At 73.4% G+C, this 17,326-nt stretch carries 16 protein-coding genes; 13 read left to right on the forward strand and 3 right to left on the reverse strand.

The window, feature by feature from the left end:
- Window positions 1-9: 9 nt before the first annotated feature.
- Window positions 10-1,308, forward strand: coding sequence for a polysaccharide deacetylase family protein (locus IE237_RS19115; RefSeq protein WP_189803214.1), 1,299 nt, complete (start codon window positions 10-12; stop codon window positions 1,306-1,308).
- Window positions 1,309-1,504: 196 nt separating this feature from the next.
- Here IE237_RS19115 and IE237_RS19120 read toward each other — a convergent pair whose 3' ends face one another.
- Window positions 1,505-2,491: an ATP-binding protein gene (locus IE237_RS19120; RefSeq protein WP_189803215.1), complete on the reverse strand. Its 987-nt coding sequence runs from the start codon at window positions 2,489-2,491 to the stop codon at window positions 1,505-1,507.
- A 102-nt stretch (window positions 2,492-2,593) separates the two neighbouring features.
- Here IE237_RS19120 and IE237_RS19125 point away from each other — a divergent pair, with 102 nt between their 5' ends.
- On the forward strand, window positions 2,594-3,436 hold the full coding sequence (locus IE237_RS19125; protein WP_189803216.1) for a Fic family protein: 843 nt from the start codon (window positions 2,594-2,596) through the stop codon (window positions 3,434-3,436).
- Window positions 3,437-3,875: 439 nt separating this feature from the next.
- On the opposite strand, the gene IE237_RS19130 is transcribed toward IE237_RS19125, so the two are convergent.
- Window positions 3,876-4,742, reverse strand: a complete 867-nt coding sequence (locus IE237_RS19130; RefSeq protein WP_189803217.1) for an HAD family hydrolase — start codon at window positions 4,740-4,742, stop codon at window positions 3,876-3,878.
- Between the two features lie 561 nt (window positions 4,743-5,303).
- Between IE237_RS19130 and ssd the strand changes: the two genes are divergently transcribed.
- From ssd to IE237_RS19165, 7 genes are all read left to right on the forward strand, one after another.
- Window positions 5,304-6,383, forward strand: a complete 1,080-nt coding sequence (gene ssd / locus IE237_RS19135) for a septum site-determining protein Ssd (RefSeq protein ID WP_189803218.1) — start codon at window positions 5,304-5,306, stop codon at window positions 6,381-6,383.
- Complete coding sequence (locus IE237_RS19140; protein WP_189803219.1) at window positions 6,380-7,567, forward strand: TadA family conjugal transfer-associated ATPase; 1,188 nt, start codon at window positions 6,380-6,382, stop codon at window positions 7,565-7,567. Before ssd ends, IE237_RS19140 begins: the two co-directional genes overlap by 4 nt.
- Window positions 7,564-8,442: a type II secretion system F family protein gene (locus IE237_RS19145; protein WP_229842763.1), complete on the forward strand. Its 879-nt coding sequence runs from the start codon at window positions 7,564-7,566 to the stop codon at window positions 8,440-8,442. Before IE237_RS19140 ends, IE237_RS19145 begins: the two co-directional genes overlap by 4 nt.
- On the forward strand, window positions 8,439-9,227 hold the full coding sequence (locus IE237_RS19150; protein WP_229842764.1) for a type II secretion system F family protein: 789 nt from the start codon (window positions 8,439-8,441) through the stop codon (window positions 9,225-9,227). Before IE237_RS19145 ends, IE237_RS19150 begins: the two co-directional genes overlap by 4 nt.
- 162 nt (window positions 9,228-9,389) lie before the next feature.
- On the forward strand, window positions 9,390-9,596 hold the full coding sequence (locus IE237_RS19155) for a DUF4244 domain-containing protein (protein WP_189803363.1): 207 nt from the start codon (window positions 9,390-9,392) through the stop codon (window positions 9,594-9,596).
- A gap of 10 nt (window positions 9,597-9,606) precedes the next feature.
- Window positions 9,607-9,939: a TadE family type IV pilus minor pilin gene (locus IE237_RS19160; protein WP_229842765.1), complete on the forward strand. Its 333-nt coding sequence runs from the start codon at window positions 9,607-9,609 to the stop codon at window positions 9,937-9,939.
- Between the two features lie 245 nt (window positions 9,940-10,184).
- Window positions 10,185-10,532, forward strand: coding sequence for an Rv3654c family TadE-like protein (locus IE237_RS19165; RefSeq protein ID WP_189803221.1), 348 nt, complete (start codon window positions 10,185-10,187; stop codon window positions 10,530-10,532).
- Here the strand turns inward: IE237_RS19165 and IE237_RS19170 are convergent.
- The gene (locus IE237_RS19170) at window positions 10,486-12,951 is read right to left on the reverse strand and encodes a DEAD/DEAH box helicase (protein ID WP_189803222.1); all 2,466 of its coding nucleotides are present in this window, start codon (window positions 12,949-12,951) and stop codon (window positions 10,486-10,488) included. The two genes, IE237_RS19165 and IE237_RS19170, sit on opposite strands and share 47 nt — an antisense overlap.
- An 80-nt stretch (window positions 12,952-13,031) precedes the next feature.
- Here IE237_RS19170 and IE237_RS19175 point away from each other — a divergent pair, with 80 nt between their 5' ends.
- From IE237_RS19175 to IE237_RS19190, 4 genes are all read left to right on the forward strand, one after another.
- The gene (locus tag IE237_RS19175; RefSeq protein ID WP_015034520.1) at window positions 13,032-13,385 is read left to right on the forward strand and encodes an STAS domain-containing protein; all 354 of its coding nucleotides are present in this window, start codon (window positions 13,032-13,034) and stop codon (window positions 13,383-13,385) included.
- 15 nt (window positions 13,386-13,400) lie between these two features.
- Window positions 13,401-13,859: an ATP-binding protein gene (locus IE237_RS19180; protein ID WP_189803223.1), complete on the forward strand. Its 459-nt coding sequence runs from the start codon at window positions 13,401-13,403 to the stop codon at window positions 13,857-13,859.
- Window positions 13,860-14,032: 173 nt separating this feature from the next.
- Window positions 14,033-16,351, forward strand: a complete 2,319-nt coding sequence (locus tag IE237_RS19185) for a sodium-translocating pyrophosphatase (RefSeq protein ID WP_189803224.1) — start codon at window positions 14,033-14,035, stop codon at window positions 16,349-16,351.
- A gap of 209 nt (window positions 16,352-16,560) precedes the next feature.
- Complete coding sequence (locus IE237_RS19190; protein ID WP_229842766.1) at window positions 16,561-17,268, forward strand: small secreted protein; 708 nt, start codon at window positions 16,561-16,563, stop codon at window positions 17,266-17,268.
- Window positions 17,269-17,326 lie beyond the last annotated feature (58 nt).

Here is a 17,326-nt window from a genome sequence, read left to right on the forward strand (position 1 = left end):
GGTGCGCGGATGTCAGCCGCCCGCAGAACGACCACCGTCCGGAGGAAGGCGCTCGCCGTCGGCGCCGTCACCCTCGCTCTCGCCACCGGCCTCGCCGGCTGTTCGGGCTCCGGCGGCACCGCCACGAAGGGCTCGCCGGGCGGCACGGGCGCCAAGAAGGGCCCGGCCGCCGCCCCGCAGACCGCGCCCCGGCTGATCGGCGACGGATCGACCGCCTTCACCGGCGCCCAGCCCCACCAGCCCGTCTGGAAGAAGCTCGAGCCGGGCGAGACCCCGCCGCAGTTCGTCGTCTTCTCGTGGGACGGCGCGGGCGAGGACAGCCAGAAGCTGTTCTCCCACTTCCGCTCGGTGGGCAAGAAGTACGACGCCACCATGACGTACTTCCTCAGCGGCGTGTACCTGCTGCCCGAGGAGAAGCGGGAGCTGTACGACCCGCCGCAGCACAGCCCCGGCCGCTCCGACATCGGCTTCAACGACGTCGAGGGCATCCGCGCCACCGTTCGCGAACTGCGCGGCGCGTGGCAGGAGGGCAACGAGGTCGGCACCCACTTCAACGGCCACTTCTGCGGTGCGGACGGCGGCGTCGGCAACTGGTCGGTCGAGGAGTGGAAGAGCGAGATCAACCAGGCCAAGTCCTTCGTCAAGAACTGGAAGACGAACGCCGGCCTGCGCTCCGAGCAGCCGCTGCCCTTCGACTACGACAAGGAGCTCGTCGGCGCCCGCACCCCCTGCCTGGAGGGCCGGAAGAACTTCGTCCAGGCGGCGGCGCAGATGGGCTTCCGCTACGACACCAGCGGCGTCAACGACCAGATCTGGCCCAAGAAGGACCTGGGCCTCTGGGACCTGTCGATGCAGCTCGTGCCCGTCCCCGGACGCGCCTTCCAGACGCTCTCCATGGACTACAACTTCCTGGTGAACCAGTCCCCCGGCACGACCCAGGGCGACCCCTCCCAGCAGAAGTACTGGGGCGACCAGATGCGCGACGGCCTGGTGCAGGCCTTCGAGCGCTCCTACCGGGGCAACCGCGCGCCGCTGATCATCGGCAACCACTTCGAGTCCTGGAACGGCGGCACGTACATGCGCGCCATCGAGGAGACCATCGCCACCGTCTGCGTGCAGAAGGACGTCAAGTGCGTCTCCTTCCGCCAGCTCGCCGACTGGCTCGACGCCCAGGACCCCGACGTCATCGCCAAGATGCGCACCCTGAAGGTCGGCGAGGCACCGGCGGACGGCTGGAAGGGCTTCCTCGCCCCGCAGCCGGCGGCCCCGGCGGGCGCCCCGGCCACCAAGCCGGCAGCACGGCACTGACCCCTCCGCCCACCACGCCCCCGGGGCCGGCCCGCACCACCGGCCCGGCCCCGGGGCCTCCCTGCCGGCCGGGCGCCGGAGTGCCGTTCAGGGCTTCGTCCGCCGGACTGCGGGGGCGCCGCGTCGGGCTTGGTCGCCGTCGGCTGTCGGCGGTGCCGCGTCGGGCTTGGTCGCCGTCGGCCACGGGCGGGTCGCCTCAGCCGAACTGCGGCACCGCGAGCCCCTCGTCCAGCACGAACCCGGGGTCGACCTGCGCCGCCAGGTCGGCCCCCGTCTTGGCGTTGCCCCAGCTCTCCGCGTTGCGCAGGTGGAAGTGGACCATCTGGCGCGTGTAGCGCTCCCAGTCGCGGTGGGTGTACGAGTCGTCCGCCGCGTCCTGGAGGGCCTGGAGCGACATGCGGTTCTCCGCCTCCAGGAGCTCGAAGCGCGGCGGGCGGCCCTTCTCCATCGCGCGGACCCAGTCCGAGTGCCCCACCGTCACGAGCAGGTCCTCGCCGACCTCCTCGCGCAGGAAGTCGAGATCGTCCCGGCCCTGCACCTTGTTGCCGACGACCTTGAGCGCCACGCCGAAGTCCCGCGCGTACTCCTTGTACTGGCGGTAGACCGAGACGCCCTTGCGGGTCGGCTCGGCGACCAGGAAGGTCATGTCGAAGCGGGTGAAGAGACCGGAGGCGAAGGAGTCCGAACCCGCCGTCATGTCGACGACCACGTACTCGTCCACCCCGTCGACCAGGTGGTTGAGGCAGAGCTCCACCGCGCCGACCTTCGAGTGGTAGCAGGAGACCCCGAGGTCCGACTCCGTGAAGGGCCCCGTCGCCATCAGCCGGATCTCGCCGTCGTCGAGCCGCACCGGACGCGCGCACGCCTCGTACACCGGGTTGTCCTCACGGACCCGCAGCAGCCGCGAACCCTCTCCGGGCGGCGTCGTCTTGATCATCGTGTCGGCGGAGGAGATCCGCGGGTTGCTGCCCCGCAGGTACTCCTTGATGAGCGGCAGATGCGCCCCCATCGCGGGCAGCGCGGCGGCCTCCGCCTCGGGCAGGCCGAGCGCGGCGCCCAGGTGCTGGTTGATGTCGGCGTCCACGGCGACGACCGGTGCTTCGTTGGCGGCGAGGTGGCGGATGAAGAGCGAGGACAGCGTCGTCTTGCCGCTGCCGCCCTTCCCCACGAAAGCGATCTTCATGTTCACCTAGGGTAGCGGCACGATCGCGGCGCGTGGTCAAGCTGCGTGAAGAAGACCACTCCATCGTGGGGTGGGCCCCCGGGGCGCGTAGCCTCCCTACTTATGAGTACGCACGCCTCTGACCCCTTGGCCGCCCTCGGCTCCCTGCCGGGCGTCGCCGAAGCGGTGGACTCCGTACGCAAGGCCGTCGACCGGGTCTACGGCCACCGCGTGATGCGCCGCCGCAGCAACGAGATCTCCTCCGAGGCGGCCCTGCGCGGCGCGCGCGGCTCGGCTGCCCTGTCCGGGGCCGACTGGGCCCTGGAAGAGGTCCGCCGGCGCACCGACTTCAGCGCCGACGCCGAGGCGCGCACGGTCGGCGCTGCCCTGCGCCTCGGCGCCGAGGCCGGGCAGCTGCTCTCCATCTGGCGCCAGTCGCCCCTGCGCGTGCTCGCCCGTCTCCACCTGGTCGCCGCCGGCGACGCGGGCGTCCCGGGCGGTACCGGTCCCGGCGACTTCGTCGGCCGGCCCCGGCTGGACGGCGAGACGGTCGACGAGCCCTTCATCGACGCTCCGCTGCCGACGCCCGCCGAGGTCGCGGGGCGGCTCGACGGGCTCGCCGAGCTGATCGTCGCGGGCAGCGAGGCCCCGGCGCTCGTGACGGCCGCCGTCGTGCACGGCGAGCTGCTCGCGCTGCGCCCCTTCACCTCGTACAACGGCCTGGTCGCGCGGGCGGCGGAGCGGATCGCGCTGGTCGGCAGCGGCCTCGACCCCAAGGCGATCTGCCCGGCCGAGGTCGGCCACGCCGAACAGGGCCGGGCCGCGTACCTGGCCGCCTTCGACGGGTACCTCTCGGGCACCCCGGAGGGCGTCGGCGCTTGGATCGCGCACTGCGGGCGCTCGGTCGAGCTGGGTGTCCGGGAGTCGACGGCCGTCTGCGAGGCACTCCAGCGCGGCGCCGCCTGACAGCCCCCCACTTCCATCGGTCGGTCGCGGGCCGGTCCGGGTGGCTGGTCTGTGCGCGGGACCCGGCTCTCGCGTGACGGGGTTTCCTGCGCGGGGCCTAGTTCGCGAGGGGTCCGGCACTTGCGCGCGGGCTCCTCGCCGGGGCCGGACATGGGTTGCGGCGGCACCAGTCCTGGTACCGCCGCTGGCACTTCCACCCAGTTACCAAGCGTCCTCGATATGTGCCCATCAGGCCGGGAACTTTGCCCGTGGCCTGGTGCGGCTGGCCCGTAATCGACGGGTCGACGTCGCGTGGGTGCCCGGTTTCGGTGCTAGGTCCGTGGGGCCTTCATGCTCAACAGGTGATCCTCTCGGATGTCCTCGGTCTCGCGGGCCTGATTCCTTTCTACTCCTGTCCGGGTGGAAGCGAAAGTGCTGGCTCCACTTCTCTGCGGGCAGCTCAAATTCGGGCAAAGTCCCCGGCGAGCCGTTGGGCGAGGGCGGCCTGCCGGCGCCGGGCGGCGTACCAGACGAGTCCGGCTCCGACCGCCGCCGCTCCCACGGCCGCTGCGGCGACGAGCGTGGGACGGGGCGGCATCCGGAACTCGGGCAGCCGCTGCTTGAGGCGGACCGGCTTCTCGAAGGCGAGAACCGGCCATTCCCGTGCCACGGCCTCACGGCGCAGCGTCCGGTCGGGATTGACGGCGTATGGGTGGCCGACGGCCTCCAGCATCGGGATGTCGGTCGCCGAATCGCTGTACGCGTAGCAGCGCGAGAGGTCGTATCCCTCCGACTCCGCCAGCTCCCGGACCGCCTCCGCCTTCGTCGGCCCGTAGGCGTAGTACTCCACCTCCCCGGTGAAGCACCCGTCCTCGCCGACCACCATCCGGGTGGCGACGACCCGGTCGGCACCGAGCATCTCGCCGATCGGCTCGACGACCTCGGCGCCGGAGGTCGAGACGATCACGACGTCGCGGCCGGCGGCGTGGTGCTCCTCGATGAGGGAGGCCGCTTCGTCGTAGATGATCGGGTCGATCAGATCGTGAAGGGTCTCGGCGACGAGCTCCTTTACCTGGGCGACGTTCCAGCCTTTGCAGAGCGCGGAAAGATATTCACGCATCCGCTCCATCTGGTCGTGATCGGCTCCGCCCGCCAGGAAGACGAACTGGATGTAGGCCGTCCGCAGGGCGGCGCGGCGGCTGATCAGTCCGCCCCGGTAGAAGGACTTGCTGAAGGTCAGCGTCGATGACTTCGCAATGACCGTCTTGTCCAGGTCAAAGAAGGCGGCTGTGCGCGGCAAGGAGTGGTTTTCCACAAGCCCGAGCATAGGTGCCCGCCATTCGGCGTACGCTGGGGCGCGTGGGTTTGCCTGAGAAGGCTCTCGGGTACACCATGGAAGTCACGGATCGTTCGCGACCGTGCTAACCCGGTCCGGCTCCTCCCCCCCCGAGTCGGCCGGAGAGACGACCCCAGCTCTCCCCCCCGGCTGGGGTCGTCGCATGTCCGGAGCCATTTCGGCCCTGTGTGTCATCGCCTGCTCCCTTCCTTCCGCTCTTCGGTCATGAGCCGACCGGGGCCCCGCCCGGCCCTCGATTCATCACTCACAGTAATCGGCGGACTGCGTTCCGGACAGTCCCCGGAGGAGTGGCGAAGTTATTCACAGCCCCTCGCTTATCCACAGTTTTTCGGCAAGATCGGCACGATTTCCGAGACGGCCCCACGGTGATTCCTGTCGCGAAGTTCGCGGACGGCAGGAATCACGAGAGGGGTGTGTGTCGTGGAGACATCCAGGACTTCCGGGGCCAGGGGTACGACAGGCGGTTCGGCGCCGTGGGTGCGGAGCCTGCGGGGGCCGGAGCCGCGCGGAGCGGGCTCGCCGGGGGCCGGCGTGCCGGGTGCGGACGGGCCGCGCCGGGCCGGGCCGCTGATCGTCACCGAGGATCTCGGCCTGCTCGACGACCTCCTGCGACTGTGTGCCGCCGCCGGGGTCGAGCCCGAGGTGCACCACCGGGTGCCCGAGCGGCGGGCGAGCTGGACCGACCCGCCGCTCGTCCTGGTCGGCGACGACGCCGCGGCCCGCTGCCGGGGAGCCGTGCGCCGGCCCGGGACCCTCCTCGTCGGCCGTGACCGGGACGATCCCGGGCTGTGGCGGCTGGCGGTGGAGATCGGCGCGGAGAGCGTGCTGAGCCTCCCGGGCGCCGAGAGCCTCCTCGTCGACCGCCTCGCCGACGCGGCCGAAGGGGTGGGCAGGCCGGCGCTGACCGTCGGCGTCGTCGGCGGCCGCGGCGGTGCGGGGGCCTCCACCCTGGCCTGCGGTCTCGCGCTGGCCGCCGCGAGGGCCGGGCACCGCACCCTGCTCGTCGACGGCGACCCGCTGGGCGGAGGGCTCGACGTGTTGCTCGGCGGCGAGCGCGAGGAGGGCAGACGATGGCCCGACTTCGCCGCCTCTAAGGGCCGTCTGGCGGGCGGCGCCCTGGAGGAGTCGCTGCCGTCGGTGCGCGGGGTCCGGGTGCTCAGCTGGGGCAGGGAGCCGGCGGCGCCGGTGCCGCCCGAGGCCGTGCGGTCCGTCCTCGCCGCCGCGCGGCGCAGGGGCGGGGCCGTCGTGGTCGACCTGCCGCGCGGGAGCGACCCGTCGGTCACGGAGGCCCTGGCCCAGCTGGACCTCGGACTGCTCGTCGTGCCTGGGGAGTTGAGGGCCGTCGCGGCCGCCCACCGGATGGTCTCGACGATCGGCCCGGCCGTGCGCGACCTGCGCGCCGTGGTTCGCGGGCCGTACGCGGTGGGGCTCGACGAGCGATGGGTCGCCGACGCGCTGCGGCTGCCGCTCGCCGGTGAACTCCCTTACGACCCGGGGATCGTGTCCGATCAGGACGCGGGAGTGCCGCCGGGTGCCGAGCCCCGGGGGCCCCTCGGCCGGTTCTGCGCCGCCTTCTGGGAGCGGGCTCTCGTGCCCGGTGGTGCGGCATGACCGGGGCAGGGGTCGCGGCCCGGGGTCCGGGCGACGGCGCGGGGCTTCTCGACGCCGTGCGGCAGCGCCTCGCGGCGAGCGGGGCCGAGCCCACCCCGGCGCGCGTGGCGGCGGCGTTGCGCGCCCAGGGGAGGCTGCTCGGCGACGCGGAAGTGCTCGGCGCGGCGGAGGAGTTGCGGTGCGAGCTGATCGGCACCGGCCCGCTGGAGCCGCTGCTCGCCGACCCGGCGGTCACCGACGTCCTGGTCTCGGCGCCCGACCGGGTGTGGGTGGATCGGGGCACCGGCCTGGAGCGGGCCCCGGTGTCCTTCCCCGACGCCGCCGCCGTCCGCCGGCTCGCGCAACGCCTCGCGGCGGTGGCCGGGCGCAGGCTCGACGACGCCCGGCCCTGGGTCGACGCGAGACTCCCCGACGGCACCCGGATGCACGCGGTGCTGCCGCCGGTCGCGGTCGGCTCGACCTGCCTGTCCCTGCGGGTGGTCCGCCCACGCGCCTTCTCCCTGGAGGAGCTGGTCGCGGCGGGCACCGTGCCACCGGGCGGCGCCCCGATCCTGCGGGCCCTGATCGACGCGCGGGTGTCCTACCTCGTCAGCGGCGGTACCGGGACGGGCAAGACCACCCTCCTCGCCTCGCTCCTGGGGCTCGTGGGGGAGCGGGAGCGGATCGTGCTCGCCGAGGATTCGGCGGAGCTGCGGCCGGACCACCCGCACGTGGTGCGCCTGGAGGCGCGGCCCGCGAACCAGGAGGGCGCCGGACTCGTCACCCTGCGGGACCTGGTCCGCCAGGCGCTGCGGATGCGCCCCGACCGTCTGGTGGTCGGCGAGGTCAGAGGCGGCGAGGCCGTGGACCTGCTCGCCGCTCTCAACACGGGCCATGAAGGCGGCTGCGGAACGGTCCACGCCAATACGGCGGCGGACGTTCCGGCACGGCTCGAAGCCCTGGGGACGGCGGCCGGGCTCGACCGGGCCGCCCTGCACAGCCAGCTGGGCGCGGGTCTGTCGGCCGTGCTGCATGTCGTACGGGACCGGGACGGGCGGCGACGGATCGCCGAGGCGCACGTCCTGGAGCGGGACCGGGACGGGCTGGTCCGGACGGTGCCGGCGCTGCGGTGGGGTGCGGCCGGCTTCGAGCGGGAGCGGGGCTGGGAGCGGCTGAGTTCGCTGATCGGAGGGGGAGCGCGGTGACGGTGGAACTGGTGCAGGTGCGGGGCGCCGCACATGCGGCGGCGGCGCTCTGCGCGGTGCTCGCCCTGGCGTGGGCGGCCGAGTGGAGGCGCGGCGCGGACCGGGCACGGGCGGTGCTCGCGGACGGAGTTCACGGCGGGCCGAGCGGTGGGGAATGGCGGGCGGTGGCCGCGCGGTGGCGGGCCGTGCTGTGGAGGCGGCGTGCGTGGCTGTGCCTGCCGGTGGCGGGAGTCCTCGCACTGCTCGGAGCGTCACCGCTGCCGCTGCTGGCGGGGGCGCTCGCGGTGCCCCTGGTAGGACGGCGTCTTCGGGCCTCCGGGCGCAGGAAGGAACGGGAGACGCGGGCCGAGCGGGTGGTGGCCCTGTGTGGGGCGGTCGTCGGGGAGTTGAGGGCCGGATGGCAGCCCGCGCAGGCGCTGTCCTTCGCGGCCCGGGAGACGGGCGCGCTCGGCGCCGCGGAGGCCCCGGTGCTGGCGGCGGCCCGGTTCGGCGGGGACGTGCCGGAGGCGCTGAGACGAGCGGCCCGGCAGGACGGGGCCGACGGGCTGGCGGGCATGGCGGCCTGCTGGCAGGTGGCTGTGGACGGAGGCGCGGGTCTGGCCGCCGGGCTCGACCGGTTGGAGGCCGCCCTGCGGGACCACCACGAGCAGCGCGACCGCCTGCGGGCCGAACTGGCCGGCGCCTGGGCCACGGTGACGGTCCTGGCGCTGCTGCCGGCGGCCGGACTCGCCCTCGGTGCCGCGCTGGGAGCCGACCCGCTCCGCGTGCTGCTGCACACCCCGGCCGGCCTGGGCTGCCTGGTCGTGGGCGGGGCGTTGGAGGCGGCCGGACTGTGGTGGGCCGCGCGGATCGTACGGGGAGGAGAGCGGTCGTGATCCAGGAAGGGGCGCGACACGCGCTGGACGTCCTTCGGGCGGCGGGCCTTCCGCTCCTGGCCGTCGCCCTGGGTGCACAGGGCGTCGTGGAGGTGCTGCGTGGCCTGCGGGCACGCCGGACGCGGCGGCGGGCGGGGACGCTCCTCGCGCACCCGGAACCGCGACGGCGCAAGGCCCGCGGCGGGCTGCCGCCGTGGGTGCGGCTCTGGGCGGCGCCCCTCGCGGGGGTGGGCATCGGCTGGGTGCTGTTCGGAGTGCTCGGCGGCCTGTGCGCCGGGATTCTGGTGGCCGCCACGGTGCGGTGGAGGGCCGCGCGGCGGGTCTCGCCGCCGGCAGGTGACGAGGAGGCGGTGCGTCATCTTCCGCTCGCCGCCGATCTGTTGGCGGCCTGCGCCGCATCCGGGGCCGGGCCCGGTGAGGCGGCGGAGGCGGTGGGCCGGTCCCTGGGCGGTTCGCTCGGCGAGCGCCTGACCCGCACGGCCGCCGAGCTGAGGCTCGGCGGCGAACCGGCCGAGGTGTGGGGGAGGTTCGGCGCGATACCGGGCGCGGAGGGGCTGGCCCGCTGCATGGAGCGGGCCGGTTCCTCGGGAGCGCCGGCGGCGGAGGCCGTCGCCCGGCACGCGGCCGCCCTGCGCGCCACCCGCGCCCGCGCGGCGGCGGCTGGGGCACGCCGGGCACAGGTGCTGATCAGCGCGCCCGTGGGGCTCTGCTTCCTGCCCGCCTTCCTGGCGGTGGGAGTGGCTCCGGTGGTGATCGGCCTCGCGGCGGGACTGCTGGACGGATGACTCCGGCGACACGGCTCGACACGACACGACACGACACGACACGACACGACACGCACGACGCGACGAGACAGGACGAGGAACGGCGACATGACGAAGCAGGGCGACATGACGAAGAACGGCGAGGTACGGCAGGACATGGCAGGACGGGACGAGGCGATCGGCATGGGGGTCAGGGCACGGCTCGGCGGCTGGTTGCGGGCGCGGCGGGCGGCGGCGCGCCGTGACGAGGGGATGACCACGTCCGAGTACGCGGTGGGGACGATCGCCGCGGCGGCGTTCGCCGCCGTGCTCTACAAGATCGTGACCAGCGGGGCGGTCTCGGGGGCGCTGGAATCGGTGATCGGGAAGGCTCTCGATGCGCCGTTCTGACCGGGGTTTCGTGACCGTTGAGGCGGCGATGGTCCTGCCTGTCCTCGCGCTGTTCACGGTGACGCTGCTCTGGGCGCTGGCCGCGGCCGCCGCGCAGATCCGGTGCGTGGACGCGGCGCGGGCGGGGGCGCGGGCGGCGGCCCGATCGGAGCCGGTGGCCTCGGCCGAGGCGGCCGCCCGGGCCGCCGCGCCCGAGGGCGCACGGGTGTCGGTGGCGAGGGAGGGCGAGCTGTGGCGGGTGACGGTGGAGGCCGATGCCCCGGGCCCCCGGGGCATGGGAGTCACCCTGAGAGCCGGCGCGGCGGCCCTCGCGGAGGACGCGCCGGCCGGAGGAGCGCCGTGACGGCCGCCGAGGACGGGGCCACCCGCCCCCGGACCCGCCGGTGGCCCCGTGACGCGGGCCGGAGCACGACCCGACGGGCGGCCCGGCGAGCGGCTCCCCCGGTGGACCCCGGTGTGGGGCGGGTCGGTCTCCGGGGCGCGGCTGGGAAGGAGGGGCTGTCGGCCGACTGGGAGCCCGGTCGGGCCGCGGGCCCGAGCCCAGGCCCAGGCCCAGGCTCGGTCCGGGGCCGGGCCGGGCCGGGGAGCATGGGGGGTGATCGTGGGGTGGCGACCGTGTGGGCGGCGGTTGCGGCGTGTGCGTTGTGCGTGGTGTTCGGGGTGGTGCTCGCGCTCGGGCAGGCGGTGGCGGCCCGGCACCGGGCCGGCGGGGCCGCCGACCTGGCCGCTCTCGCCGCCGCCGACCGGGCCCTGTGGGGTGAGGCCGAGGCGTGCGCCGGCGCCTCGCGGGTGGCCGTCGCGCAGGGAGCCGAGCTGGTGGGGTGCGCGGTTCGGGACGGGGTCTCGGAGGTGACCGCCCGGGTCGTGCGCGGTCCGTACCGGCCGGAGGTCAGGTCGCGGGCGGGGCCTCCGGGGCCTCCCTCAGGAGTTCCGTGAGGAGGCGGACGGCGCCGCGCTTGTGGAGCGGATCGTTGCCGTTGCCGCACTTCGGGGACTGGATGCAGGAGGGGCAGCCCGCCTCGCACTCGCAGGAGGCGATGGCCTCGCGGGTGGCCGTCAGCCAGGCGCGGGCGGTGTGGAAGGCGCGCTCGGCGAAGCCCGCGCCGCCCGGATGCCCGTCGTACACGAAGACGGTGGGCAGCAGGGTGTCGGGATGGAGCGGTACGGAGACGCCGCCGATGTCCCAGCGGTCGCAGGTGGCGAAGAGCGGCAGCATGCCGATGGAGGCGTGCTCGGCGGCGTGCAGGGCGCCTCCGAGGATCTCCGGGGTGATCCGGGCGGCGTCGAGCTGGTCCTCGGTGACCGTCCACCACACGGCCCGGGTGCGGAGCGTGCGGGGCGGCAGGTCGAGCTTGGTCTCGCCGAGCACCTCGCCGGTGATGAGGCGGCGGCGCAGGAAGGAGACGACCTGGTTGGTGACCTCGACGGAGCCGTAGCAGAGGCGTCCGGCTCCCCAGGGGATCTCGGTGTCGGTCTCGAGGACGGTGATGGAGGTGGTGTCGCGGGCGGTGGTGGAGTACGGCGGGACGGCCTCCTCGACGAGGGCCACGGAGTCCTTGAGGTCGAGCTCCCGCACCAGATAGGTGCGGCCCTGGTGGAGGTGGACGGCGCCCTCGTGGACGGCGGTGTGGGAGGCGGCCTCGTCGACCGTGCCGAGGAGGCGGCCGGTGCCTGCCTCCACGATCCGGACGGGGCTGCCGCCGCCGCCCCGGATGTCGGTCAGGTCGGCGGCCCGCTCGCGGCGGGTCCAGTACCAGCCGGTGGAGCGGCGGCGCAGCAGGCCGGCCCCTTCCAGCTGGGGCAGCAGGCCGGGCGCGGCCGGGCCGAAGAGGGCCAGGTCCGGCTCGGTCAGCGGGAGCTCGGCGGCGGCGGCGCACAGATGGGGGGCGAGGACGTAGGGGTTGTCGGGGTCCAGGACGGTCGTCTCGACCGGCTGCTCGAAGATCGCCTCCGGGTGGTGGACGAGGAAGGTGTCCAGCGGGTCGTCCCGGGCGACCAGGATCGCGAGGGCGCCCTCGCCCGAGCGGCCGGCGCGGCCCGCCTGCTGCCACAGGGAGGCCCGGGTGCCCGGGTAGCCGGCGATCACGACGGCGTCCAGGCCGGAGACGTCCACGCCCAGCTCCAGGGCGGTCGTGGCGGCCAGGCCGAGGAGCTCGCCGGAGTGCAGCGCCCGCTCCAGGGCGCGGCGCTCCTCGGGCAGGTAGCCGCCCCGGTAGGCGGCGACGCGGCGGGCGAGCGCGCGGTCGGTCTCGGCCAGCCGTTCCTGGGCGATCACCGAGATCAGCTCGGCGCCGCGCCGGGAGCGGACGAAGGCGACCGAGCGGACGCCCTGCCGGGTCAGGTCGGTCAGCAGGTCCGCGGTCTCGGCCGTGGCGGTGCGGCGTACGGGCGCGCCGCGCTCGCCGTGCAGCTCGGTCAGCGGCGGCTCCCAGAGGGCGAAGACCAGCTCGCCGCGCGGGGAGGCGTCGTCGGAGACCTCGGTGACCGGCAGGCCGGTGAGGCGGCCGGCGGCCAGGGCCGGTTCGGCGGAGGTGGCCGAGGCGAGGAGGAAGACCGGTTCGGAGCCGTACCGGGCGCAGATCCGGCGCAGGCGGCGCAGCACCTGGGCGACGTGGGAGCCGAAGACGCCCCGGTAGGTGTGGCACTCGTCGATCACGACATAGCGCAGGGAGCGCAGGAAGGAGGACCACCTGGGGTGGGAGGGGAGTATGCCCCGGTGCAGCATGTCGGGGTTGGTCAGCACGTAGTTCGCGTACTGGCGGACCCACTCGCGTTCCTCGATCGGCGTGTCGCCGTCGTAGACGGCGGGGCGGATCCGGTTGCCGAGCGGGGCGGCCAGTTCCCGCACGGCGCGCCGCTGGTCGGCTGCGAGGGCCTTGGTGGGCGCCAGGTAGAGGGCGGTGGTGCCGCGGCCGTTCGGGGCCTCGGAGCCGTCCAGGAGGGTGCTGAGGACCGGGGCGAGGTACGCGAGCGACTTGCCCGAGGCGGTGCCGGTGGAGATCACCACGGATTCGCCGTCCAGGGCGTGCTCGGCGGCCTCCGCCTGGTGCGCCCAGGGGTGCTCGATCCCGGCCGCCTCGATCGCCGCGATGACCTCCGGACGGATGCGGTGCGGCCAGACGGCATGGCGACCCTCCCGGGCGGGCATGTGCTCCGTATGAGTGATGCGCGCGGCCCGGCTCTCGCCCGAGGAGAGCCGGTCGAGGACCATGCCGGGAGAGGGGCGGCTGCCCGTTTCCCCGGCCGGACGACGGGGGCGGTGATTCTTGGCCATCGGCACCGAGTGTGTCACTGCCATGACGGACAATGCTTCCAAGGCGTCGTGCATGGCTGCTGGTAAGTGATTGAATGCCATCGCGGCTGGCGTTCCGTTCCTCGGCTCCGCCCCGGAGACCCGAGGGGACGATCGCCCGATAGCAAGGTGCTGGAGGATCCGTGGACCTGTCCCTGTCGACTCGCAATGTGTCCGGCGCTGGTGGTGACCGTACGGTCGTCGAGGTCGGTGGCGAGATTGATGTGTATACCGCGCCCAAGCTGCGCGAGCAGTTGGTCGAGTTGGTGAACGACGGCAGCTACCACCTGGTCGTCGACATGGAGGGCGTGGACTTCCTCGACTCCACCGGCCTGGGTGTGCTCGTCGGTGGCCTGAAGCGTGTTCGCGCCCATGAGGGCTCGCTGCGCCTGGTCTGCAACCAGGAGCGCATTCTCAAGATTTTCCGGATCACGGGTCTCACCAAGGTGTTCCCGATCCACACCTCGGTCGACGAGGCCGTCAACGCCGTCGACTGAGCCCAGGGGGTTCGCATGGCCACCGTTGAACTCCGCTTCAGCGCTCAGCCCGAGCATGTCCGCACGGCCCGTCTGGTGGCGGCAGCGGTCGCGCGCCGGGCGGGCGTGGACGAGGCGGTCCTCGACGAGGTGCGTCTCGCTGTGGGTGAGGCCTGTTCCCGTGCGGTCGGGCTGCACCGCAGCAATGACGTCACGACCCCCATCCGGGTCGTCCTGACCGAGGAGGAGAAGACGTTCTCCATCGAGGTCGGCGACGAGGTGCCGGGTGCGGGGGTGGCGGCGGCCGATGCCGCCGGTGTCCCCGGCGCGCGGGCCTCGGCCCCGGCCGAGGACTTCGACGACGCCGACGGCGAGGACGAGATGGGTCTCGCGGTGATCCGCGGACTCGTCGACGACGTCGAGGTGAGCGCCGGAGAGGACGGCGGCACGATCCGGATGAGCTGGCCGGTGAGCGCGGCGGACGTCCTGTCCTGAGCCCTGTTCCAGGGTGACTGGTGGACGTCCGGTCCTGACCCGTGCTCGTACACGTGCACGTACGAACAGAAGAGGCCCCGCATCGCGGGGCCTCTTCTGCTGTGCCGGGTGTCCTCGCCCACGAATTGGTGCATCCCCGTCTGTACCGGTTCGTCTCCCTATGATCCGTCCCCATGTACCCCACATCTCTCGCCGCGGCGGTGCTCACGAGCGGGAACCGGACGATCGTGATCGTCGTCGCGGCCGTCGCTCTCGCCGCGCTGGTCGTCGCCCGGATCCTCATCCGTCAGGTGCTCGCGGCGGGTGAGGGCACCGAGAAGATGAAGGAGATCGCCGCCGCCGTGCAGGAGGGGGCCAACGCCTACCTCGCGCGGCAGCTGCGGACCCTCGCCGTCTTCGCGGCCGCCGTGTTCTTCCTGCTGATGCTGCTGCCCGCCGACACCTGGTCGCAGCGCGCCGGTCGTTCGCTGTTCTTCCTGGTCGGGGCGTTGTTCTCGGCGCTCACCGGCTACATCGGCATGCGGCTGGCCGTACGGGCCAACGTGCGGGTCGCCGCCGCGGCCAGGGAGGCCACCCCGGCGCCGGGCGAACCCGAGAGGGACCTGAACGAGGTCGCGCACCGGGCCATGCGGATCGCGTTCCGTACGGGCGGGGTCGTCGGCATGTGCACGGTCGGCCTCGGGCTGCTCGGGGCCGCCTGCGTCGTCCTCGTCTACGCCGCCGACGCGCCCAAGGTCCTGGAGGGATTCGGGCTCGGTGCCGCGCTCATCGCCATGTTCATGCGGGTGGGCGGCGGGATCTTCACCAAGGCCGCCGATGTCGGCGCGGACCTCGTCGGCAAGGTCGAGCAGGGCATCCCCGAGGACGACCCGCGCAACGCCGCCACCATCGCCGACAACGTGGGCGACAACGTCGGCGACTGCGCCGGCATGGCGGCCGACCTCTTCGAGTCGTACGCCGTGACGCTGGTCGCGGCGCTCATCCTCGGCAAGGCGGCCTTCGGCGACCACGGTCTCGCGTTCCCCCTGATGGTGCCGGCGATCGGCGTGGTCACCGCCGTGATCGGCATCCTCACGGTCGCCCCGCGGCGCGCCGACCGCGGCGGGATGAGCGCGATCAACCGTGGATTCCTGGTCTCGGCGGTGATCTCGCTGGCGCTCGTCGCCGTCGTCTCCTTCGCGTACCTGCCGTCCTCGTACGCCGAGCTCGAAGGCGTCACGGAGCCGGGCATCCGTGAGCACGGCGGCGATCCGCGGGTCCTCGCCGTGGTCGCGGTCGCCCTCGGCATCGTCCTCGCCGCGCTCATCCAGCAGCTCACCGGCTACTTCACCGAGACCAGCCGGCGGCCGGTCAGGGACGTCGGGAAGTCCTCGCTCACCGGTCCCGCGACGGTCGTCCTCGCGGGCGTGGCGCTCGGCATGGAGTCGGCCGTCTACACGGCCCTGCTGATCGGGCTCACCGTCTACGGTGCGTTCCTGCTGGGCGGCGCCTCGATCATGCTGGCGCTGTTCGCGGTGGCGCTCGCCGGGACGGGGCTCCTCACCACGGTCGGCGTGATCGTCGCCATGGACACCTTCGGCCCGGTCGCCGACAACGCCCAGGGCATCGCGGAGATGTCCGGGGACGTCACGGGGGCGGGCGCGCAGGTCCTCACCGACCTCGACGCCGTCGGCAACACCACGAAGGCCATCACCAAGGGCATCGCCATCGCCACCGCCGTCCTGGCGGCCTCGGCGCTCTTCGGCTCGTACCGGGACGCCATCGCGACCTCGGTCGCCGACGTCGGGGAGTTCGGCGTGAGGGCGGGCGAGCTGACACTCTCGATGGACATCTCGCAGCCCAACAACCTCTTCGGGCTGATCCTGGGCGCGGCAGTCGTCTTCCTCTTCTCGGGGCTCGCGATCAACGCCGTGTCCCGCTCGGCCGGATCGGTCGTCTACGAGGTGCGGCGGCAGTTCCGCGAGCACCCCGGGATCATGACCTTCACCGAGAAGCCGGAGTACGGGCGGGTCGTCGACATCTGCACCAAGGACGCGCTGCGCGAGCTCGCCACGCCCGGACTGCTCGCCGTGATGGCCCCGATCGCGGTCGGCTTCGCGCTCGGTGTCGGCCCGCTCGGCGCGTACCTCGCCGGGGCGATCGGTACGGGCGCGCTGATGGCGGTCTTCCTGGCCAACTCCGGTGGCGCCTGGGACAACGCGAAGAAGCTGGTCGAGGACGGGAACCACGGCGGCAAGGGCAGCGAGGCGCACGAGGCGACCGTCATCGGGGACACGGTCGGCGACCCGTTCAAGGACACGGCGGGCCCGGCGATCAATCCGCTCCTGAAGGTGATGAACCTGGTGGCGCTGCTGATCGCCCCGGCGGTCGTGCGGTTCAGCTACGGCGGCGACGCGAGCGCCGGGTTGCGGACGGCGGTCGCGGCGGTCGCGCTCCTTGTCGTGGTCGGCGCGGTCCGGGTCTCCAAGAGGCGCTCGGTGGCGGTCTCCTGACGTGATGTCCGTCGCAGCTCCTGACGCGATGTCCGGCGTGAATCCTGACGTGTCGTCCGTCTCATTCCCGGGCGTTTCCCGGGTGTTCGGGGGGCTCCTCCCTTGGTTCAAAAGGTTGCAACATGGGACGAATCCGTCGCACGAAAGGTGGAAGTAGCCCGTTCGGCGTGTATGTTCCGGGGCCGAGAGCCTTGGAAGGGACCGATCCGTTGAACAAGAAGCTTGCGGCCGCACTGTCCGGCGGCGCGGTACTGGTGCTCGCGCTGTCCGGTTGCAGCGACGACGAGGGCGACAAGGTGGGTGACTGGGCGAAGACGTTCTGCGACCAGGCGAAGCCTCAGATCCAGAAGCGGGCCGACGCCCACCAGATCATCATCTCGACCGCCGCGGACAGCAAGCCTGCAGAGATCCAGGCCGCCGACTCGAAGGCGTTCCAGGACATCGCGAACGCCGACCGCGCCCTCGCCAAGGCCGTCGAGGCCGCCGGGGCCCCGCCCGTCGAGAACGGCGAGAAGGTCCAGCAGGACGCGATCAAGGAGCTCAACGCCACCGCGCTGGCCTACGAGGGGCTCAAGAAGCAGGTCGACGCGCTGGACCCGACGAACCAGCAGAAGTTCGCGGACGGTCTCCAGGGCGTCGCGGACGGCCTGACCAAGATCGAGAAGATGGACCAGAACGCCCTGTCCAAGCTGGAGGAGGGCGAGCTGGGCCAGGCGATGGCCAAGCAGCCCGGCTGCCAGAAGCCCACGGCCGCGGTCCCGCCGAAGACCTCCGCCTCCCCGAACTCCGGCTCCACCGCGGACTCCGGATCGACCTCCGACTCGGACTCGGACTCCGACTCCGGGTCCTCGGGTTCGACCAAGAAGCCGTCCGCCAAGCCGACCAAGAAGTCCACGGCCGGCAAGAGCGAGGAGTAGGGCCCGGGGCCCGATCGGCCCGGCGGTGGCGGCGATCCGCCGCATGCCGCCGGGTCGG

Origin of the sequence: Streptomyces tanashiensis, assembly GCF_014648895.1 — a bacterium.
Taxonomy (GTDB): Bacteria; Actinomycetota; Actinomycetes; order Streptomycetales; family Streptomycetaceae; genus Streptomyces; species Streptomyces tanashiensis.